Below are 20,281 nucleotides of genomic sequence, written 5' to 3'. Positions count from 1 at the left end.
AGTTGTTCTCCTAAAAAGCCGTTACCTGGAAAAATCCGGGACCCAGCCGAACGCGATAGCGAGCGGCATGACAACGTTGCCAGCGACAACGATGAACGGGAGGATGTACGCGAGGATGACCATCAGGCCTTCGCCGCGCTTACCCAGCCAACCGAGGTCGGACACCGCAAGGTAGATACCGTGCGTCAGGTGCAGCAGCAGCGCCAGGTTGGCAACCACGTACACCAGCGTGACCCACCAGCGGCCCGGGGCAAAGGTGGCGAGCAGGTTGTTGCGCACCGCACCGTGGACGAACTCGTCGGAGGCGACAGCCTGGCCAAGAGTCAGGTCCAGCAGGTGGAAGATGATGAACAGCAGCAAGATGATGCCGGTCCAGATCATCGACTTGGTGGCGGTGGACTGCCATCCACCCATCAGGTTCGTGCGCTTGAAGCGGCCGCGGGATGCGCTGGAGCGGGCGCGCAGGGCGAAAGCGCCCCACACGTGCAGCACGAGGCAGACCAGCAGGGCGATGCGGAGAATCCACAGGAAGCCCTCTCGCGGGAACAGCGGCTCGCCGATCGTGCGCAGGAACTCGCCGTAGTCGTCGATCGGCGCGGAGCCGTCGGCGTTCAGCGGCATAAAGATCTTCAGGTTGCCCACCATGTGGCCAAGGACGAACAGGCCGAAGATAAGGCCGGTGATCGCCATGGTCAGCTTGATGGCCCACGTGGGGTAGGACGGCCGCTCGCGCAGCGGCTTCTCGGTAATTTTTCCGTGACGAATGGCTTCACGGTCTGCGTTTTGTACAGTCATGGCACCTCCAGTGTCGCTAATACTCTAGGAGAAAGCCCCCGCTCACACACACTGGATTGCCAGGTTGACCCCACACTCCCCCAACCTCAACCCCCACTTGAGCCATTCATCCAGCACGCCACACCGATTGTGACCTTCGGCACCACCGCGGCAATCCGCCTCGAATCCCACATTCTCCACCCCGTTCAGTGTCAATCTTTGGTTGGTTAGCTGGACCTAACTCCGGAACCGACTCCATCTGCGGAAAATCGGTACCCTGGCTGCCATGGCTATCGACAAGAACACTGAAAACAAAGCAACCCGCCAGATCGACGCTCCCGCAGCCGAGATCTTCGACATCCTCTCCAACCCCGAGCGCCACGCCGAGACGGACAACTCCGGCATGGTCGTCTCTGCCGACCAGGGCGAGCGTCTGAAGAATGTCGGCGACACCTTCACCATGAACATGACCAAGGAGGACGGCGACTACCAGACCGTCAACGAGGTCTTCGCCATCCAGGACGACCGCGTCATCGGCTGGAAGAACGTGGAGAACACCACTGCTGAGGTGAAGGTCGGCGCGAAGTGGCTCTACGAGCTCGAGCCGATCGACGCTGACAACACCAACGTCACCCTCACCTACCAGCGCGATGAGCTGGAGGAGAACCTCCTCGCAATGACCGAGAAGTTCGACGACGACTTCCTGGCTAAGTCCCTCGACTCCCTCGCAGAGGCAGTCGCAGGCGCATAAGCCTTCGCTTCTCGACGTCACCAAAGGCGGCCCGCCGGACCCAGCGCCCGGTCGGCCGCCTTTCGCATGCCCGCCGCTTCGCCGGCGCGACCGCCCCCATCCCCCAGTCCAGCACCGCGCTGCAGTACTTCGAATTGCAGATCTGCTAGCAACCCCCAGAACCGAACTAGCAGATCGCTTCCCCAACTTTTCATTCCCGCAGGTGATATCGGCAACGGCTTTCACTACGAGCCTGATCTGCTAGTTCCGGCACCGCACCTCCGCAGGTGAACTAGCAGATCTGCCGCCGGCGCGGCCGATCAGGGCATTTCAAGACTGCCCCAGCCTGGCCCCGCCGAATGCGCACGCAAAAAGGCGGGCCCTGCAGGAAAGCGGGGCCCGCCTTTGGTGCGTCGTAAAGCGAAGGCTTAGAGGTTGATCATGTGGCCTTCGACGCCGTGCGCGATCTCCTTGAGCACCTCGGACAGGGTCGGGTGGATGTGGATGGAGCGCGCGATCTCGCCTGCGGTGAGGTCGAAGCGCTGCGCCAGCACGACCTCCGGAAGCAGCTCGGAGACGTTGGCGCCAACCAGGTGCGCACCGAGGATCTCGCCGAACTCGGCGTCCGCGACGAGCTTGCCAAAGCCGGCAGTCTCGTTCAGGCCGACTGCCTTGCCGTTTGCGGTGAACGGGAAGGTGGCGACCTTGATGTCGCGGTCCGGCCACTTCTCCTTCGCCTGCTCCTCGGTGTAACCCATGGAAGCGACCTGCGGGTTACAGAAGGTGGCGCGCGGGGTCATCATGTAATCCTCGATCTCGAGGGTCTCCGCGTCCGCGATGGTTTCAGCGGCGATGATGCCCTGGGCCTCAGCCACGTGCGCGAGCTGCAGCTTCGCGGTCACGTCGCCGATGGCGTAGATGCCGTCGACGTTGGTGCGCATGCGCTCGTCGATGGCGATGGCGCCGCGGTCCGTGAGCTCGACGCCCGTGTTCTCCAGGCCGTAGCCCTCGGTGCGCGGGGCGAAGCCGACGGAGATCATCACGCGATCCGCGGTGAGCGTCTCCACGTCGTCGGAGCCGTTCTTCTTCACGTCCACCTCGACGGAATCGCCGTTGTCGCGCACCTCGGTGGTGGCGTGGCCGGTGAGCAGCTTCACGCCGAGCTTCTTGTATGCCTTGGCGATCTCCTTGGACACGTCCTTGTCCTCATTGGGCAGGACGCGGTCCTGATACTCGATGACCGTGACGTCCACGCCGTAGTTGGACAGCACGTAGGCGAACTCCATGCCGATCGCGCCGGCACCGACGATGACCATCTTCTCCGGGGCCTCCGGGTTGAGGATCTGCTCCTCGTAGGAGACCACGTTGTCGGACAGCTCGATGCCCGGCAGGGTGCGCACAACGGCGCCGGTGGCGATGATGCAGTCATCGAAGGTGACGGTCATACCCTTGTCGTCGCCGTCGGCGATCTCGATGGTCTTGGCGTCCGTGAAGGTGCCCAGGCCGTTGATCTCCTGGATCTTGTTCTTCTTCATCAGGTAGTGCACGCCGCCGACGATCTTCTGGGAGACCTTGCGGGAACGCTTGTGGGCATCGGTGTAGTCGAACTCCACGTCGCCCTTGATGCCGAACGTCTTGGCTTCGTGGTTGAAGATCTCAGCCACTTCAGCGTTCTTGATCAGGGCCTTGGAGGGAATGCAGCCCACGTTGAGGCAGACACCGCCCCAGTACTGCTTCTCAATAACAGCTACCTTTTTACCCAGCTGAGCTGCACGGATGGCGGCGACGTAGCCACCGGGGCCAGCGCCGAGGACAACAACGTCAAAATGTTCTTTACTCACGCTGCATATCGTACGTGTCCGTCTGGCAAAATGTTGCGGAGCATCTTGTTTCTTCTTTGAATGAAAGTGAGCGGTTCACTGTGAAGTTCACTCGCACGGCGGTAGCCCTCGGCGCCGCCGCCCTTATCGCCGCAGGCTCCGTGCCCGCCGTCCAGCACTTCGCGGAGGGCGGCGCCGACAAGCCGGTCACCACCCTGTCCCCGGCGGCGACGACCGTGCAGACCTCGCTTCCCACCCCAACAACCAGCACCACCGCGAACTCGACCACGAGCCCGACCACCACCACGTCGGAGAAGCCGAAGGTTGTGCCGATGTCCACGACGGCCACAACGGCCACCACAGCGACAACGGCGGCGACGACGGCGGCGACGGATGCGACGCTGACTAGCACGAGCCCGACCGTAACGGTCGTGGAGACCACCGAGGACCCAGAGCCGACGGACGAGCACCCGAACGTCCGCCCGCTCGACGAGGCGCCGAAGACGTACCAGGGCAAGGACCAGGCGTGGGTGCGCATCCTCGCTCGCCACCGCGACACCTGGGACAACGAGGCAATCTCCGTGTACTCCGAGTCCATGGAGCGCGACATCCCGGTGGCGATCTTCTACGCCACCGACGAAAACGGCGACCGCAAGGAGAACGCCCCGACGGTCTACCTGCTCAACGGCGCCGGCGGATCCGAGCAGGACACCGACTGGGTGGCGCAGGCCTACGACGAGCTGGAAGAGACCTACAAGGATTCCGGCGCGAACGTTGTCATCCCGATGGAAGGCGCGTTCTCCTACTACGTGGACTGGGCCGCCGAGCCGCCGGTGGACACGGACACGAACCCGTTCTTCCACGGCAAGCAGATGTGGTCGACCTTCCTGGCTCACGAGCTGCCGCAGGCGGTTGAGCCGTACATGAACGCCGACGAGGAGCACCGCGCGGCGGCCGGCCTGTCCATGGCCGCGACCTCCGCGCTGCTGCTGGCGGAGCACAACCCGGGCTTCTACGACGCGGTCGGCTCCTTCTCCGGCTGCGCGGCGACGTCCCGGCCGATCCCGTGGGCGTTCCTGGACCTGACCGTCAGCCGCGGCGCGCCGAATGTGATGACGCCGGAGTACATCTTCGGAGAGCGCGGCTCGGACTACAACCGCCACTACGACGCGCTGGTCAACGCCGCAGATCTGAAGGGCACCGCGGTGTACCTGTCCACCGGCACCGGTCTGGCGGGCGCGAGCGATACGCCGGGCTACCTGAAGGACCGCTTGATCGATAAGTACGGCGTGGACCCGGACTCGGCTTCGGCCCGCGCACTGTCCAACGCGATGACCCTGCAGGTCGAAGGCGGCGTGATCGAGGCTGCGATGAACGCCTGCACCCACGACCTGATGGTGAAGATGCGCGCCAACGACGTGGAGGTCACCCACGCTGAGCTGCGCAATGTGGGCACCCACAGCTGGGCGTCCTGGGGCAACGACGTGCAGCTTTCCTTTGACAAGGTGTTCAAGAAGGCGCTCGGCCTGGAGCAGTAGGCACCTGCTTGTCGACGAACCAAAGGTGCCTCCCCGACAACAGTCCGGGGAGGCACCTTTTTCGCTGCGCAGCGCGCTAGAACATTGCCCTTAGAACATGCCCATGCCGTAGGCGATGGTGGAGGACATGGAGGAGCCTGCGTGCACGAGCTCGCCGAGAAGCTGGTTGATCTGCACCTGGGCGGTTTCGATGGGGTTCATTTTTTGGGGATCCTTTCGGGGTTTCCGGGCGGGCGGCGCAACACGCCACACGCGTAACGCTGGCCACTACAGTAACGAATGTCCCATAGAATGGCGCAATAATTGCCTGTCAGTTTAACCCCCTCCCCCAGGACTGGATACACACATGAAGAAGATCAAGGCGGCGGCGCTTGCCGCCCTCACGGCAGTCTCCCTCGCCGGCACCAGCGCACCGGCGACCTCCGCCCAGCAGCCAGCCGGCCAGGAAGGCGTTGTGAAGGCGTGGGACGCACGATCGAACCCGCCGCGGATCACCCGCACCGGCCAGCCGCAGGAGTGGGCCAACCAGGTGGACCACAAGACGGTGCTGTCCTACAACGTGTACTCCCCCTCCATGCGCCGCGACATCCCGGTCGCAGTGGTGCCGGCCACCGACGCCGCCGGCAACCGCGTGCGCAACGCACCGACGCTGTACCTGCTCAACGGTGCCGGCGGCGCAGAGCAGAACCAGGACTGGCTGAAGCTCTACCCGGTGAAGGACTACTTCGCCGGCAAAGGCGTCAACGTGGTGGTGCCGCAGGCCGGCGCGTTTTCCTACTACACGGACTGGGTGAAAAACGACGTCGCCTCCGACTACATCAACGGCCCGCAGAAGTGGGAGACGTTTTTGACCAAGGAGCTTCCCGGCCCGATCGAGCGCGTGGTGGGCGCCAACGGCCGCCGCGCCGTGACCGGCGTGTCCATGTCCGCCACCTCCGCCCTGCTGTTCGCGCAGCATAATCCGGGGATGTACCAGGCCGTGGCGGCGTTTTCCGGCTGCGCGTCCACGTCTTCGCCGCACGGCTACAATTTCGCGCGCGTGACCGTCAACCGCGCGGGCAACCCGAATTTCCGAACGGTCACCCCGGAGATGATGTGGGGGCCGATGAACGGGCCGTACAACCGCTACAACGACGCGCTTTTGGGCGCGGAGAAGCTGCGCGGCACCCGTCTGTACATCTCCTCCGGCACGGGGCTGGCGGGCCACCCGGACCAGGTCAGCTACCTGCTGGGCAAGGGCGCCCCGATGCCGGCGGCGCAGCTCAGCGCGGGTGTGCTGCAGGTCGAAGGCGGCGTGATCGAAGCCGCGGTGAACAAATGCACCCACGACCTGAAGGCCAAGCTGGACGGGCTGGGCATCCCGGCGCACTTCGAGCTGCGCAACGTGGGCACCCACTCCTGGCCGTACTGGACCGAGGACATGGACCGCGCCTGGCACACCACAATCAAGCCTGCTCTGGGGGCTTAGCGTGCGCGATATCGAGCCCAAGCTTCTCGACGACCTCACGGCCGCCCCCGCCCTGAAATGGGCCCGGGAGTGGTCCGACGCGACAGAAGCGCGGCTCGATTCGTCCGCGCTGCGTAAGCGGATCCGCGCCGCTTTGGATTCGGACGACCGGATCCCGTTTGTCACCCGGCGCGGCGAGGACCTGTACAACTTCTGGCGCGACGCCGAGCACGAGCGCGGAATCTGGCGCCGAACGTCCCTCTCCTCCTTCCTCGGCGAGGGAGCAACCGATTGGGACGTCCTCCTCGACGTCGACGCGCTCGCCGCCGACGAGGACGAGGACTGGGTGTACAAGGGCGCAACCGTGTTGCCGTTGAGCTGGGACCGGGCGCTGATCCGCCTGTCGCGAGGCGGCGCGGACGCGGTGATGGTGCGCGAGTTCGACCTTGAAACCCGCGCCTTCGTGGATCCGGCAGAGGGCGGCTTCACCATCGACGAGGCGAAAACGAATGTCAGCTGGGTAGACCGCGACACCATCCTGGTGGGCACCGACGAAGGCCCGGGCACGGTCACCAATTCCGGCTACCCCATGCAGGTGGCGCGCTGGACCCGCGGCGGCGACACAACCGTCATCTTCACCGGCGAGCCCGGCGACGTGGCCGTCGGGGCGGGCTATGACGTGGTGGACCGGAGGACCGTCGTCACGCGGGCGCTCGATTTTTACACCTCACGCACGTGGGTAGACGGCGAGTTTCTCGACGTGCCGGACGATTGCGACGCCATCCCCCATCGGAAGTGGCTGTTCATCCAGCCGCGCACCGAGTTCGCGGGCGTGCCCGCAGGTGCCCTCGGCGTGATCGACCTCGACGCGTTCCATAAAGGCGCCCGCGACTTCACCGTGCTCGAGCAGGACGCGACCGTCGAAGCGATCACCTTCACGGAAAACGCGCTGCTTATCACCTGCCTCGTGGACGTGGCCACCAGCATCTCCCGCCTCACGCTGGGCACCTGGGAGCGCACCGAACTCACCCTGCCCGAGGCCGCCAGCGCCCACGTGGTGGCCGCAAACCCGGTGGCCGGCGACGAGTTCTGGGTCGCCGCCTCCTCCTTCACCACGCCGACAACACTGTTGCGCGGCGACGCCTCCGGCGCACTCACCGAAGCCAAGCGCGCCCCCGCCCACTTCGACACGAGCGGGCTTGAAACCCGCCAGCACTGGGTAACCTCAGCCGACGGCACGCGCCTGCCGTACTTCATCACCGGCGACTTCTCCGGTGGTCCCCGTCCCACGCTGGTGGGAGGCTACGGCGGCTTCGAGGTCTCGCTTACGCCCGCGTTTTCCAACGTGCGCGGCATCGCGTGGCTGGAGCAGGGCAACTTCTACGTCCAGCCCAACCTGCGCGGCGGCGGCGAATTCGGGCCCGAGTGGCACTCGCAGGTGGTCAAGACCAACCGCCACAAGGTGTGGGAGGACCACAAGGCGGTGCTCGAGGACGTCGTCGCCCGCGGCTACGCCACGCCTGCGCAGATTGCCATCCGTGGCGGCTCGAATGGCGGGCTGCTCACCTCCGGCGCGCTGGTGAAGTACCCGGAGTGCTTCGGCGCGGCGGTGATCCAGGTGCCGCTGACGGACATGCTGCGCTACCACACCCTGTCCGCCGGCGCGTCCTGGATGGCGGAGTACGGCGACCCGGACAACCCCGAAGAGCGCGCCGCGATCGAAACCTGGTCGCCGCTGCACAACGTCCGCCCGCGGGACGAGGTGGCCTATCCCCCGGCGCTGGTGACCACCTCCACGCGCGACGACCGCGTCCACCCCGCCCACGCCCGCACCTTCGCGCTCGCGCTGTGGCGGGCTGGCCAGCCGGTGGACTACTTCGAAAACACCGCAGGCGGTCACGCAGGTGCCGCCGATAATGCACAGGTGTCGCGGGTGGAGGCGTTGATCTACCTGTGGATCGACGACAAGATCGGCACACCCCTGGCGTAGACTTCCCCGCGATATGAGAAACCTGAGGCTTCGCTCCACACCCATCCCCGGCACCCGCGACCGCTACACCGGCGTGGAGTTCAACCTGGGGTTCCACGTCACGCACTACGACCTGGATTTTGACTACAAGGTTGCCCCGAACCGTCTCGAAGCAACTGCGACCCTGACGCTGAGCACCTGGCGGGAGCTGAACCACCTCACCCTCGACCTCACCCAAGGTCTGTCGGTGCGCCGCGTGGAGGTATCCGGAAGCATCGGCATCAAGCGCTACCGCCACCACGGCGGCAAGCTGCGCATCACCTTCGACCAGTTCATCCCGGTGGACACGGAGATGCAGCTGACCATCCGCTACGCCGGTTCCCCGCGCCCCCGCCGCACCGCGTGGGGCCTGCTGGGCTGGGAGGAGCTGGAAAACGGCGCGCTGACCGCCAACCAGCCCAACGGCGCGCCGTCCTGGTTCCCCTGCGACGACACCCCGGACGAGAAAGCCACCTACACCTTCAACGTGCGCGCGGACCGCGGGTACGTGGCGGTGACCAACACCACCGCCCGCCCCATGGCCACCTACCTGGCCACGGTGCAGGTGGGCCAGTTCCACCGCGTGGCGCTGGGCCGCAACACGGTGGCGTGGCTGCCGCCGGCGACCCAGATGGGCGACTTGGACAAGCAGCAGGCCATGCTGGATTACTTCGAAACCGTCTTCGGCCACTACCCGTTTGAGGACTATCAGGTGGTCGTGCATGAAGATGAACTGGAGATCCCGCTCGAGGCCCAGGGGCTGTCCATCTTCGGCGTGAACCACCTGCAGGGCAACGAGCGCCTCATCGCGCACGAGCTGGCGCACCAGTGGTTCGGCAACTCGCTGGGCATCGCGCAGTGGGAGGACATCTGGCTCAACGAGGGTTTCGCCTGCTACGCCGAGTGGCTGTGGGCGGATTTTACGGGGCGAATGCCTATCGACGTCTCCGTGCGCACCCACTACGCCAAAATCACGCCCATGCAGTTCACCCTGGCCGACCCGGGACCGCGCGACATGTTCGACGACCGCGTGTACAAACGCGGCGCCATCGCCCTCCACGCGCTACGCCGCGCCTTCGGCGACGCCGTGTTCTTCAACGCGGTGCGCGATTACGTGGCCACCAACGCCCACGGCATCGTGGAAACCTTCGACCTGGTCAACGCGTTTAAGCGCCAAGGTGTGGACATCTCCCCGATCCTGGACGCGTGGATCCATCACCCCGAGCTTCCGGAGTGCCCGTGAAGAACCTCTCCCTGGCCACCATCTTCGCCGCTGCCAGCGGCTTTGTGGTCATGTGGATTGCCAGCTGGGCCCTGGACGCCGAGCACGGCTACAACTCTTTCCTGGCCTACTGGGGCCTGTTTTTCGCCTGCACTGGGCTCATCGACGGCATCACGCAGGAAACCACCCGCGCCGTGGCAGCCTCGCGCGAGACGCAGGCGCGTGGCAGCGCCAACCCGTGGAAGTTCGGCGCGGCGATCGGCGTGGCACTAGCTGCAGTTGTGCTGCTTGTGGGGCTTTTCGCCATGGGTCGCATCGTGCCCACCCACCCGGGCACCGCCACGGGGTTGTTGGCGTTCGGCTTGCTCAGCTACGCCTTCCAGGCGGTGCTCTCCGGCATCTTGAGCGGCTCCGGGCTGTGGAACCGCTACGCCGCGCTGGTTGCCCTGGACTCCGGTGTGCGCCTCGTGCTTGCGGTGGTGGTGTGGGCGCTCGGCGGCGGGCTGATGGAGTTTTTGGCCATCACCGTCATCGGCGCGCTGAGCTGGGCCGTGGTCCTGGCGCTGGCGCCGGTGCGCGTGCAGCTGGACGTGGACCGCGGGGCGTTTGTGCGCCGCGTCGGCTCCGCCATGGTGGCCTCCGGGGCGTCGGCCGCGCTGATCACGGGCTTTCCCACCGCCGCCTCCGCCGCCTTCCCCGCGGCAACTGCTGGCGCTGCTGTCGCCGCGATCAACAACGCCGTCATGCTCACTCGCGCGCCGGTGCTGGTGCCGCTGCAGCGTTTCCAATCGGCGCTGGTGGTGCGCTTCGTGGAGCGCCGCGACACTGTCTACAGGGCGCTCGCCGCGCCCGTCGGCGCGATCATGGGCGTCGGCATCGTCGGCTTCGCGGCCGCCTGGCTGATCGGCCCGTGGATTTTGCGGGTGGCGTACAAACCGGAGCTGTTTGTGGACGGGCTCACGCTCGGCCTGCTCACCTTCGCCTCCGCGTTCATGGGCATGCTGATGATCACCGGCGTGGCCGTGCTCGCCTTGGAGCGCCACGCGTTCTACGTTGCCGGCTGGCTCGCCGCCACCGCCACCGCGTTCGCCGTGTTGTTCCTCGCGCCGTGGGGCGTCGCCACGACCGTTGTGGTGGCGCTGTTCGCCGGGCCGATCGTCGGTGCGCTCGTGCACCTGGCGGGCCTTGTAAGGTAGCTGGCCATGGAACGTTTGCTAGTCACTGGCGGTGCGGGGTTCATTGGGGCGAATTTTGTCCGTCAGGCGTCGCAAAGCTTCCGCGTCACCGTCGTGGACAAGCTCACCTACGCCGGCAACCGCGCGAACCTGCCCGAGGGCATTGAGTTCGTGCGCGGGGACATCTGCGAGCAACCGCTTATCGACGAGCTCGTGTCCGCCACCGACGCCGTCATCCACTTCGCCGCCGAATCGCACAACGACAACTCACTGAGGGACCCGTCCGCGTTCGTGCACAGCAACATCAACGGCACATTCGCGCTGCTGGAGGCGGTGCGGAAGTTCGACAAACGCCTGCACCACATCTCCACCGATGAAGTCTTCGGCGACCTAGAGCTCGGCGGCACCGACGCGTTCACCGAGACCACGCCGTACAACCCCTCCTCGCCCTACTCGGCGACGAAAGCCGGCTCCGACCACCTGGTGCGCGCCTGGGTGCGCTCGTTCGGGGTGCGCGCCACGATCTCGAACTGCTCCAACAACTACGGGGCCTACCAGCACATAGAGAAGTTCATCCCCCGCCAGATCACCAACATCCTCACCGGCCAGCCCGCGAAGCTCTACGGCACCGGCGCGCAGGTGCGCGACTGGATCCACGTGGACGACCACAACGATGCCGTCCTGGCCATCTTGGAGCGCGGGCGCATCGGCGAGACCTACAACATCGGTGCGAGCAACCCCGGCGACGCTCACGTCACGAATAAGCAGGTCATCGAGACCATCTGCGAGCTCATGGGCGGCGAATACGTCCACGTCGCCGACCGCCCCGGCCACGACCAGCGCTACACCATGGACGCCGCCAAGCTGCGCCGCGAGCTCGGCTGGCAACCGCAGCACACGGACCTGCGCAGCGGGCTGCAGCAGACGATCGACTGGTACACCGACAACCGCTGGTGGTGGGAAGACGACAAGGCAGGCATTGAACGCGGGTACGCGGAAAGGGGACAGTGAAATGACCACCATCGACGGCCTCGAGGTTCACCGGCTCACCGTCCACGAGGACAACCGCGGCTGGTTCAAAGAGAACTGGTCCGGCCAAAAACTCACCCCGAAGCAGCACAACGTCAGCTTCAACGCCCGCCGCGGTGCGACCCGCGGCATGCACGCCGAGCCGTGGGACAAGTGGGTCTCCGTGGCCACCGGCCGCGTGTTCGGCGCGTGGGTGGACATGCGCGAAGGCTCCGCCACGTTCGGCGAGAAATTCACCTGCGAGATCGGCCCGGACACCGCCGTGTTCGTCCCCCGCGGCGTGGCCAACGGCTTCCAGGCGCTCGAGGACGACACCACCTACATCTACCTGGTCAACCAGCGCTACTCCCCCGGCGGCGCGTTCTGCTCCTACAAGGAAATCGACTGGCCGCTCGAGCCCACCGAGCTGTCCGCCAAAGACCTCGAGCATCCGTTGCTTATCGACGCCACTCCGCTTCCCCCACGCCGCATCCTCGTCACCGGCGCCAACGGCCAGTTGGGGCGCGCGCTGCGCCAAATCTGGTCGGACAAAGAAGCCCACTTCGTGGGCCACGACGAGTTCGACATCTGCCACGCCGCCGACTCAGCGAAACGCGCCGGCATCAACTGGGCGGACTACTGGGCGATTGTGAACTGCGCCGCCTACAACGACGTCAACGGCGCGGAGGACGACCGAGCCGGGGCATGGAGGGTGAATGCGGCGGCGCCGGCGGAGCTTGCGTCGATAAGCAATGCCCACGACCTCGCCTTCGTCCATGTCTCCTCCGACTACATCTTCGACGGCAACGTCGAGGTGCACGACGAAGCTGAGGTGCCGTCGCCGCTGAGCGCGTACGGCGCCTCGAAGGCCGCGGGCGACACCGCCGCACAGGTCGCTCGCAAGCACTACGTGGTGCGCACGAGCTGGGTGTTCGGCGACGGCCGCAACTTCATGTCCGTCATGGCCGACCTGGCCGATCGGGGTGTAGCGCCGAAGGTGGTCTGCGACCAGCGCGGCCGCCCCACCTGGGCCGAAGACCTGGCCAAAGGTATTGCGCACCTGCTCGACACCGGCGCCGAATACGGCGTGTACAACGTCACCTCCGACGGCGACGCCGTCACCCGCGACGAGATCGCCATGGCGGTGTTTGTGGCCGTCGGCGGCGACCCGGCGGACGTCCACCCCGTGACCACCGAGCAGTACGGCGCCGAATTCGGCGTGGAGGCGCCACGCCCGCGCGAATCCACCCTGGCGCTGGACAAGATCAAGGCCACCGGTTTCGCGCCGACGAACTGGCGTGCCGCGCTCGCGCTCTACGTGGCACTGCGGTAGCTACACTTCGTTTCCATGAAGGGCATCATCCTCGCTGGCGGCTCGGGCACGCGCCTGTACCCGATCACCCAGGGCATCTCGAAGCAACTCATGCCCATCTACGACAAGCCGATGATCTACTACCCGCTATCCACGCTGATCAGCGCGGGTATCAGGGAGATTTTGATCATCACCACGCCGGAGGATCGGCCGAACTTTGAGCGTTTGCTTGGCGACGGCTCACGCCTCGGCATCATGCTCCACTACGCCGAACAACCCCGCCCGGAGGGACTGGCGCAGGCGTTTTTGATCGGCGAGGAGTTCATCGGCGACGACTCGGTAGCGCTGGTGCTCGGCGACAACATCTTCGACGGCAGCGGCATCGCCCAGGTGCTCGGCCAGGTGCGCGACATCGACGGCGGCGCCATCTTCGCCTACGAGGTCTCCGACCCGCAGCGCTACGGCGTAGTCGAGTTCGACGCGGACGGCACCGCGCTCTCCATCGAGGAAAAACCCGACGAGCCGAAGTCCAACTTCGCCGTGGTGGGGCTGTACTTCTACGACAATGATGTTGTGGACATCGCCAAATCCATTACCCCCTCGGCGCGCGGGGAGCTGGAAATCACCTCCGTCAACGAGGCCTACCTCCGCCGCGGCGACCTGAAGGTGCACCGCCTGCACCGCGGGGATGTGTGGCTGGACACGGGAACGATTGATTCGATGAGCGAGGCCAGCGCCTACGTCGAAGTGTTGCAGAAACGCACCGGCACCGTCATCGGCTCGCCGGAAGTCGCCGCCTACCGGGAAGGCTTCATCGACGCCACCCAACTGCGCGCACGCGGCGAGGCCGTGCTCAAATCCGGCTACGGCCGCTACCTTATCGACGCCGCCGAGGAGGCCTAATGCCCACCCTTTCCGCCCTCATGAGCATCTACCACGCCACCGACGCCGACGAACTCGAACTCACGCTGAACTCCCTCGACGACCAGACGCGCCCCGCCGACGAGGTAGTGGTGGTCTTTGACGGGGAAGTGTCGGGGGCGGTGCGTGGGGTCGTCGAAAAGCATGGCGCGCGCGTGGTCGAACTGCCCAAAAACGTCGGCCTCGGCCGGGCACTCAACGCAGGCTTAGCGACGATCAACGCCACCTACACCGCACGCATCGACTCAGACGACGCCGCCAAACCGGAACGCTTCGCTAAACAGCTCGCCTACCTGGAGGCGCACCCGGACGTGGCCGCGCTCGGCAGCGCCATGGAAGAGTTCGAGCACACCCCCGGCGACCGCGGCACCATCCGCGCGCTGCCACGCGACCCAAGCACGTACGTGAAGATCAACTCCCCGCTCAACCACCCCGCCGTCACGTTCCGCACCGACGCCGTGAAAGCCGTCGGCGGATACCAACACGTGCCGTTCATGGAAGACTACGACCTGTGGGCGCGCCTCATCGCCGTCGGCCACACCCTGGCCAACCTCGACGAGCCACTGACTTACTTCCGCGTAACCGACGACCAGTTGCGACGCCGCGCCAGCGCCGACACCCGCCGCGCCGAGCGCACCATGCAGGCCAACCTCGTCGAATACGGGCTGATCTCACGCCCGCGCGCGCTGTTGAACCTCGCCGTGCGCAACCTATACCGCGCCCTCCCCATAGGCCTGACCAAGCGCGTCTACTCCGTGCTGTTCCACCGCGGAGGGTAACCTCACTAAGCAAGATGACCCGATTTTCAGACACCTGGCTGATCGTGCCTTGCTACAACGAGGGCACGGTCATCTTCGACGTGCTCACGAATGCGCGCGAGACGTTCCCCAACATCGTGGGCGTTAACGACGGATCCCGCGACAACTCCGCGGAGCAGATCCGCGCCGCCGGCGCCCACCTGGTGGACCACCCGGTCAACCTGGGCCAAGGCGCGGCGATCCAGACCGGCGTGGAATACGCGCGCAAACAGCCGGGCGCCGAGTTCTTCGTCACCTTCGACGCGGACGGCCAGCACCAGGAAAAAGACGTTGTGCGCATGATTGAGCGGCTGCGCACTGAGCCGTTGGACATCGTCGTCGGCACACGCTTCGCCGGCCAGGAGAACTCGCAGGTGCCGTGGATCAAGCGCGCCGTGCTGAAAACGGTGGTGATGCTGTCGCCGCGCACGAAGAGGCTCGGGCTCACGGATGCCCACAACGGGCTGCGCGCCTTCAACCGCACGGTGGCCGAGGAGATGAACATCCGCATGAACGGGATGTCGCACGCTTCGGAGATCGTCTCCATGATTGACAAGCACGGCTGGCGCGTGGACGAGGAGCCGGTGGACATCCTTTACACGGAGTACTCGATGTCGAAGGGCCAGTCGCTGATCAACGGCGTGAACATCCTCGCCGACGGGCTCGTTGCAAGGAGGTTGCCATGATCCAAGCGTTGTTGCTGCTCGCCATCGTTGCGTTGGCCTGGTATTTCTTTGCTAATCGACGAAAAGCTAACGCCAAAGCCTGGGTAAAAATCGGCTTCGCCCTCATGATGGTGGCGGCGGTGTGGGCGATTGCGCGCCCCGACGATGTCACGGTGGTTGCCAACTGGCTGGGTGTGGCCCGCGGCACCGACCTGATGCTGTACGTGCTGGTGGTGGCGTTCTTCTTCGTCACCGTCTCCACGTGGACGCGCTTCCGCGAGCAGGAGTTGCGCTACGCGCGCCTGGCCCGCGCCGTCGCGCTGCAGAACGCACAGGCGCCGGAACAGGACGCGGAGCGTTAGAAGCCGCGGCGGATCCACTCCTCCAGGTGCGGCGCCTCTGCGCCGATGGTGGTGTGGTCGCCGTGGCCGGTGCGCACCACCGTCTCCGCCGGCAGGTCCAGCACGGACTTCTGCAGGGAGTGGATGATGGTGTCGAAGGAGGAGAACGACCGTCCCGTCGCGCCCGGCCCGCCCTGGAACAGGGTGTCGCCGGAGAACAGCTCGCCGGCCTCCTCGGCGTAGATGACTACAGAGCCCGGCGAGTGGCCCGGGGTGGACATCACGCGCAGGTCGGTGCCGGCGATGGTGAACGTGGCGCCGTCGAGAAGCTGGCGGTAGTGCGCGCCCGGGTTCTGGCGCTGCCACAAAAACCCGTCGGTGGGGTGCAGGTACACCGGGGCGTCCACAAGCCGCGACAGCTCGGGCGCGGCATCGATGTGGTCGGAGTGGCCGTGGGTGGCCAAAATGCCCTTCACGCGCCTGTTCCCCACCGCCTCGGCGATGGCTTCGGCGTTGTGGGCGGCGTCAATGATGTAGACCTCGGAATCGTCGCCGACGATCCAGACGTTGTTGTCCACCTCCCACTCGCCGCCGTCGAGTTTGAACAGGCCGGATGTGACTACATTGTCGATGCGCATTTAGAACTCCACCACGCTTCGCAGCACGTCTCCGTGCTTCATTTTTTCAAAGGATTCCTCGATGTCACCGACGCCGATGCGCTCGGAGACGAACTCGCCCAGCGGGAAACGGCCCTGCTTGTACAGCTGGACGTACGCGGGGAAGTCGCGCTCCGGCAGGCAGTCGCCGTACCAGGCCGGCTTGATGGAGCCGCCGCGTGCGTAGAGATCGATCGCGGGGATGTCCACGTGGTCGGTCTGGTTGGGCACGCCGACCATGACCATGCGGCCGGCGAAGTCGCGCGAGTAGAACGCCTGGCGCCAGGTGGGCTGGATGCCCACCGCGTCGATGGCCACGTCGGCGCCGAAGCCGCCGGTGAGCTCGCGCACGGCCTCGATCACCTCGTCCTCGCTCATGTCCTTGGCGCAAATGGCGTCGGTGGCGCCAAACTTGGCAGCGGCGTCGCACTTTCGCTTATCGACGTCTACAGCCACCACCGTTGTCGCCCCCGCCAACGCGGCACCGGCCACAGCCGCAAGCCCCACGCCGCCGAGGCCGAACACGACCACGGACTCGCCGCGCTGCACGTCACCGGTGTTCACCGCGGCGCCCAGGCCGGCCATGATGCCGCAGCCGAGCAGGCCCGCCGCCGCCGGGTCGGCGTCCGGGTCGACCTTCGTGCACTGCTTTTCGTGCACGAGGGTCTTCTCCGCGAAGGAGCCGATGCCGAGTGCGGGGGTGAGCGGAGTGCCGTCGTCAAGCGTCATGCTCTGCGAGGCGTTGTGGGTGTTGAAGCAGTTCTTCGTGTCGCCCTTGCGGCAGGCGCGGCACTCGCCGCACACCGCGCGCCAGTTCAGCACCACGAAATCGCCCTCCTGAACGTGGGTGACGTCCTCGCCGACCTGGTCCACAATGCCGGCAGTTTCGTGGCCGAGGAGGAACGGGTAGGCGTCCTCGATGTCGCCGTCGCGGTAGGCCAGGTCCGTGTGGCACACGCCGGTGGCCTGGACCTTGACCACCACATCGTTGGGGCCGGGTTCCGGGATCACAATGTCCACGACCTCGACCGGGGCGCCCTTGGAACGGGCGATTACTCCTTGAACAGTCTGTGTCATGCCCCCAAGACTAGGAGCGGGCAATGACGTTTGCCACGTGCTCGTGGCCGCGCTGGTTGACGTGGATAGGAAGGTTGCCCGGGCCGCCGTAGAAGTCCACCAGCCCGGCCCACATGCGCTTGTTGTCCGGGGCGCACATATTGTTGTGCCAGGTGGAGGGTTTCAGGTCCAAAAACTCCACGCCAGCGGCGCGGGCGGCGTCGACCTGCATCCACTGCGCGAGGTTCTCCCAGCGCTGCGCCTCCACCAACCGGGTGGCGTCTGCGACGTTCGGGGCGATGTGGAACAGGCACACGCGGTCGCCGGCGGTGATCTTGGGGTAGCCCACGATCTGGATGCGCGCGTTCGGCGCGGCGGCGCGGATGCGGTTGATCTGCGGGACCATGTAGCGGGTGAAGTCGCGGCGGATGTCGCCGTCCGGGCGCGAGTTGTTGTTGTACGTGTCGTTGAAGCCTGCGGAGATGATCACGCGCGCCGTCGCCGGCGACAGGCCGCGGTCCGCGATCGCGCGGTCCACCTGCTGGAAGAAACCAGGTCCCTTGGAGATGGTCACCACGCCGGTGCAGGAGTAGTCGCGCGCAGCCAGGCCGAGCTTGGCGGCGGAGCGCTTGCCCCAGTTCGTGGGGGAGGTCGGGCACCATGTGCCGTTATCCGAGCGCCCGCGCGGGTCCAGCCCCAGCTTGCCGGCGGCCCACTGGCCCATGTTCGGGTCGGAGATGACAGAGTCGCCGAAGATGACCATGTTGCGGTCCTGCGCCTGCGCCGCCGTGGCGAGCGGGGCGACAAGCGCGGCCGCCGCAACGAAAATAGCGGCAAGGCGGCGGGAAAATGACACGGCGAAATCCTTTCACAGAGGTTTCTTGCGTAACAGTAGGCTACATTATCCACATGCGACCCACTCACCGTCCGCTGTTCTTACTCAAGTCTTTCGCCCGCTTCGTGCCCGCCGTTACACGCGCCGGCATCGTCAGCGCCGAAGGCGGCCCCCGCGCGGCCCTCGCACTCACCCCCAACCTCGCGCGCTACTGGTTCACCACCGCCCGCGAAGTCGAACAGGGCGCCGCCGCCGCACCGGAGCGCATCGCGCTTATCGACGACACGGGCGTGACCACCTACCGCCAACTCCGCGACGACTCACGCACCCTGGCCGCATGGCTCCTCGACGTGCAGGAAGAACGCGGCCTGGACGAGCTGCGCATCGGTGTGATGGCCCGCAACGGCCGCGGCATCATCCTGCCGCTGGCCGCCAAAGGCTACGCCGGGGCGCACATCTTCCTGCTCAACATCGGCTCCTCGCCCGAACAGCTCGCCGGCATCTTCGCCGAAAACGACATCAACGTCCTGTTCATCGACGACGAGTTCGCCGACCGCCTCCCCGCTAACACCGCCGGCATCACCATCGTGCGCGCACACGAGGACGGCGGCGCCGGGCTCTCTATTGGGCAGGTGGTCCGGATGGACGTCGATAGGCAACTGCCCCGCTGGCCGCAACACGGCAACCTTGTCCTGATGAGCTCCGGCACCACCGGCATCCCCAAAGGCATCGTGCGGCCCGAACCGCGCATGCCGTTCGTGGTCGCCGGCTACCTCGAAGCCATCCCGTGGCGCGCCGGCGACACCGTGCAACTAACCGCGTCGATCTTCCACACCTGGGGCTGGTCCGCCCTCCAGGTGGCGCTGGCGACGCGCTCCACCATCGTCACCCGCCGCATCTTCGACCCGGAAGCCTGCTTCCGCGACATCCAGAAATACCGCTGCGACGGGCTGATTTCCTCACCCATCTTCTTCAAACAGATGCTGGACCTGGAGGAAAGCTACGACACGTCCACGCTGCGCTACCTCGCCTCCGCCGGCAACGCCGTCACCCCGTCGCTGCTGCGCCGCACCACCGAGCGCTTCGGCCCGATTCTGGCCAACATCTACGGCTCCACCGAACTCGCCCTCGCCGCGGCCGCCTCGCCCGAACAGATGCAGGCCGACCCCACCACCGTGGGCAAAATCCCGCCCGGCACGGTGCTCAAGCTTTACGACGACCACGGCAACGAAGTCCGCCCCGGCCAAACCGGCCGAATCTTCCTGCACAACGAAACTGCGCTGCGTGGCTACACCAACCCGGCGACCGAAATGGTGGAGATCGACGGCCTGGTGGAAATGGGCGACCTCGGCTACCTCGACGACCGAGGGTACCTGCACGTGCAGTCACGCAACGACGACATGATCATCGTCGGCGGCGAAAACGTCCACCCGCAATCCGTGGTGGAAGCGCTCGAGGACATGCCGGGAGTCGGCGAGGTGTACGCGCACGGCGTCGACGACGACGAGATGTTCAAACGCATCGCCGTGTGGGTGGTAAAAAGCGCCGACCTCACCGCCGATGCGGTGCGCGACTGGGTGCGCGCCCACCTGGCCGACCACTCGATCCCCCGGGACGTGCACTTCGTGGACGAGCTGCCGCGCAACGCTGTTGGCAAGGTCGTGCCGCGGTTTCTTCCCGGTTTAGGGCAAAAAAATTGAGCCACCAGCGAGAATCGAACTCGCGACCTTCTCATTACGAGTGAGGTGCTAAACGTCGATGACCAGCGTTTTCTAGGTGTGTGTGCGCTCTGTGTGCGCCGACGAAGATTGAACCGGCCCGCCCGGCGCGCCGAATGGGGTCACGTTTCCCAACGGCTGCACATTCTCCTGCAGCAGGTCAGGTCGGCGGCCACTGAGGGGGTAGCGCCATTCGGAGCGCAGGTCGTCACCGTCCCAGTCGTAGGTGGCCTGTCGTGGCGAAACTGTGGGCGATAC

Annotated in this window: 18 protein-coding genes and 1 tRNA gene; 13 read left to right on the top strand and 6 right to left on the bottom strand. The window is 65.9% G+C overall.

What is annotated here, in order from left to right; all coding sequences use genetic code 11:
- Positions 1–21: 21 nt before the first annotated feature.
- On the bottom strand, positions 22–795 hold the full coding sequence (locus tag CIHUM_RS01225; protein WP_034997063.1) for a succinate dehydrogenase cytochrome b subunit: 774 nt from the start codon (positions 793–795) through the stop codon (positions 22–24).
- 265 nt (positions 796–1,060) lie between these two features.
- On the opposite strand from CIHUM_RS01225, the gene CIHUM_RS01220 reads away from it, so the two are divergent.
- Positions 1,061–1,525, top strand: a complete 465-nt coding sequence (locus tag CIHUM_RS01220; protein ID WP_034997061.1) for an SRPBCC family protein — start codon at positions 1,061–1,063, stop codon at positions 1,523–1,525.
- 407 nt (positions 1,526–1,932) lie between these two features.
- Here CIHUM_RS01220 and lpdA read toward each other — a convergent pair whose 3' ends face one another.
- On the bottom strand, positions 1,933–3,345 hold the full coding sequence (gene lpdA / locus CIHUM_RS01215; protein ID WP_034997060.1) for a dihydrolipoyl dehydrogenase: 1,413 nt from the start codon (positions 3,343–3,345) through the stop codon (positions 1,933–1,935).
- A gap of 80 nt (positions 3,346–3,425) precedes the next feature.
- Here lpdA and CIHUM_RS01210 point away from each other — a divergent pair, with 80 nt between their 5' ends.
- From CIHUM_RS01210 to CIHUM_RS01160, 11 genes are all read left to right on the top strand, one after another.
- Entirely contained in the window at positions 3,426–4,862 is a 1,437-nt protein-coding gene (locus CIHUM_RS01210; RefSeq protein WP_051106240.1) for an alpha/beta hydrolase, read from the top strand.
- Positions 4,863–5,208: 346 nt separating this feature from the next.
- Positions 5,209–6,330 (top strand): alpha/beta hydrolase, encoded by a 1,122-nt coding sequence (locus tag CIHUM_RS01205; RefSeq protein ID WP_034997058.1) that lies wholly within the window; start codon positions 5,209–5,211, stop codon positions 6,328–6,330.
- Between the two features lies 1 nt (position 6,331).
- On the top strand, positions 6,332–8,299 hold the full coding sequence (locus CIHUM_RS01200; protein ID WP_081634354.1) for a prolyl oligopeptidase family serine peptidase: 1,968 nt from the start codon (positions 6,332–6,334) through the stop codon (positions 8,297–8,299).
- 13 nt (positions 8,300–8,312) lie between these two features.
- Positions 8,313–9,560, top strand: coding sequence for a M1 family metallopeptidase (locus CIHUM_RS01195; protein ID WP_034997056.1), 1,248 nt, complete (start codon positions 8,313–8,315; stop codon positions 9,558–9,560).
- Entirely contained in the window at positions 9,557–10,735 is a 1,179-nt protein-coding gene (locus tag CIHUM_RS01190) for a hypothetical protein (protein WP_034997054.1), read from the top strand. The genes CIHUM_RS01195 and CIHUM_RS01190 overlap by 4 nt, the downstream gene beginning before the upstream one ends.
- Before the next feature lie 6 nt (positions 10,736–10,741).
- Positions 10,742–11,725, top strand: coding sequence for a dTDP-glucose 4,6-dehydratase (gene rfbB, locus CIHUM_RS01185; protein WP_034997053.1), 984 nt, complete (start codon positions 10,742–10,744; stop codon positions 11,723–11,725).
- Between the two features lies 1 nt (position 11,726).
- A complete protein-coding gene (locus tag CIHUM_RS01180) occupies positions 11,727–13,055 on the top strand; it encodes a sugar nucleotide-binding protein (protein ID WP_034997051.1) in 1,329 nt (442 codons plus the stop codon).
- A gap of 15 nt (positions 13,056–13,070) precedes the next feature.
- On the top strand, positions 13,071–13,937 hold the full coding sequence (gene rfbA / locus CIHUM_RS01175; protein WP_034997049.1) for a glucose-1-phosphate thymidylyltransferase RfbA: 867 nt from the start codon (positions 13,071–13,073) through the stop codon (positions 13,935–13,937).
- The gene (locus tag CIHUM_RS01170; protein ID WP_034997047.1) at positions 13,937–14,734 is read left to right on the top strand and encodes a glycosyltransferase; all 798 of its coding nucleotides are present in this window, start codon (positions 13,937–13,939) and stop codon (positions 14,732–14,734) included. Before rfbA ends, CIHUM_RS01170 begins: the two co-directional genes overlap by 1 nt.
- Positions 14,735–14,748: 14 nt before the next feature.
- A complete protein-coding gene (locus tag CIHUM_RS01165) occupies positions 14,749–15,438 on the top strand; it encodes a glycosyltransferase family 2 protein (protein ID WP_034997046.1) in 690 nt (229 codons plus the stop codon).
- Positions 15,435–15,779: a DUF2304 domain-containing protein gene (locus CIHUM_RS01160; RefSeq protein ID WP_034997044.1), complete on the top strand. Its 345-nt coding sequence runs from the start codon at positions 15,435–15,437 to the stop codon at positions 15,777–15,779. The genes CIHUM_RS01165 and CIHUM_RS01160 overlap by 4 nt, the downstream gene beginning before the upstream one ends.
- Here CIHUM_RS01160 and CIHUM_RS01155 read toward each other — a convergent pair.
- From CIHUM_RS01155 to CIHUM_RS01145, 3 genes are read right to left on the bottom strand one after another with little or no spacing between them, the layout of a single operon-like run.
- Positions 15,776–16,396 carry an MBL fold metallo-hydrolase gene (locus CIHUM_RS01155; RefSeq protein WP_034997042.1) on the bottom strand — a complete coding sequence of 207 codons (621 nt, stop codon included), beginning with the start codon at positions 16,394–16,396 and terminating at the stop codon, positions 15,776–15,778. The genes CIHUM_RS01160 and CIHUM_RS01155 overlap by 4 nt on opposite strands.
- A complete protein-coding gene (locus tag CIHUM_RS01150; protein ID WP_034997040.1) occupies positions 16,397–17,491 on the bottom strand; it encodes an S-(hydroxymethyl)mycothiol dehydrogenase in 1,095 nt (364 codons plus the stop codon).
- Between the two features lie 10 nt (positions 17,492–17,501).
- On the bottom strand, positions 17,502–18,326 hold the full coding sequence (locus tag CIHUM_RS01145; RefSeq protein WP_034997039.1) for a GDSL-type esterase/lipase family protein: 825 nt from the start codon (positions 18,324–18,326) through the stop codon (positions 17,502–17,504).
- Positions 18,327–18,379: 53 nt separating this feature from the next.
- Between CIHUM_RS01145 and CIHUM_RS01140 the strand changes: the two genes are divergently transcribed.
- Complete coding sequence (locus CIHUM_RS01140; protein ID WP_051106239.1) at positions 18,380–20,005, top strand: AMP-binding protein; 1,626 nt, start codon at positions 18,380–18,382, stop codon at positions 20,003–20,005.
- Here CIHUM_RS01140 and CIHUM_RS01135 read toward each other — a convergent pair.
- Positions 20,005–20,104 (bottom strand) — tRNA-Thr (locus tag CIHUM_RS01135). The genes CIHUM_RS01140 and CIHUM_RS01135 overlap by 1 nt on opposite strands.
- Positions 20,105–20,281 lie beyond the last annotated feature (177 nt).

The sequence above is a fragment of the Corynebacterium ihumii genome, from assembly GCF_028609825.1.
Classification (GTDB): domain Bacteria; phylum Actinomycetota; class Actinomycetes; order Mycobacteriales; family Mycobacteriaceae; genus Corynebacterium; species Corynebacterium afermentans.
This window is presented reverse-complemented; position numbering and strand designations above follow the sequence as displayed.

Excerpts from the sequence above, each read along its gene's own strand:
- CIHUM_RS01140 (WP_051106239.1), top strand. The coding sequence starts at position 18,380 with ATGCGACCCACTCACCGTCCGCTGTTCTTACTCAAGTCTTTCGCCCGC.
- CIHUM_RS01220 (WP_034997061.1), top strand. The coding sequence starts at position 1,061 with ATGGCTATCGACAAGAACACTGAAAACAAAGCAACCCGCCAGATCGAC.
- CIHUM_RS01225 (WP_034997063.1), bottom strand. The coding sequence starts at position 795 with ATGACTGTACAAAACGCAGACCGTGAAGCCATTCGTCACGGAAAAATT.
- CIHUM_RS01165 (WP_034997046.1), top strand. The coding sequence starts at position 14,749 with ATGACCCGATTTTCAGACACCTGGCTGATCGTGCCTTGCTACAACGAG.
- CIHUM_RS01205 (WP_034997058.1), top strand. The coding sequence starts at position 5,209 with ATGAAGAAGATCAAGGCGGCGGCGCTTGCCGCCCTCACGGCAGTCTCC.
- CIHUM_RS01195 (WP_034997056.1), top strand. The coding sequence starts at position 8,313 with ATGAGAAACCTGAGGCTTCGCTCCACACCCATCCCCGGCACCCGCGAC.
- CIHUM_RS01180 (WP_034997051.1), top strand. The coding sequence starts at position 11,727 with ATGACCACCATCGACGGCCTCGAGGTTCACCGGCTCACCGTCCACGAG.
- CIHUM_RS01155 (WP_034997042.1), bottom strand. The coding sequence starts at position 16,396 with ATGCGCATCGACAATGTAGTCACATCCGGCCTGTTCAAACTCGACGGC.
- CIHUM_RS01150 (WP_034997040.1), bottom strand. The coding sequence starts at position 17,491 with ATGACACAGACTGTTCAAGGAGTAATCGCCCGTTCCAAGGGCGCCCCG.
- rfbB (WP_034997053.1), top strand. The coding sequence starts at position 10,742 with ATGGAACGTTTGCTAGTCACTGGCGGTGCGGGGTTCATTGGGGCGAAT.
- CIHUM_RS01170 (WP_034997047.1), top strand. The coding sequence starts at position 13,937 with ATGCCCACCCTTTCCGCCCTCATGAGCATCTACCACGCCACCGACGCC.
- rfbA (WP_034997049.1), top strand. The coding sequence starts at position 13,071 with ATGAAGGGCATCATCCTCGCTGGCGGCTCGGGCACGCGCCTGTACCCG.
- CIHUM_RS01160 (WP_034997044.1), top strand. The coding sequence starts at position 15,435 with ATGATCCAAGCGTTGTTGCTGCTCGCCATCGTTGCGTTGGCCTGGTAT.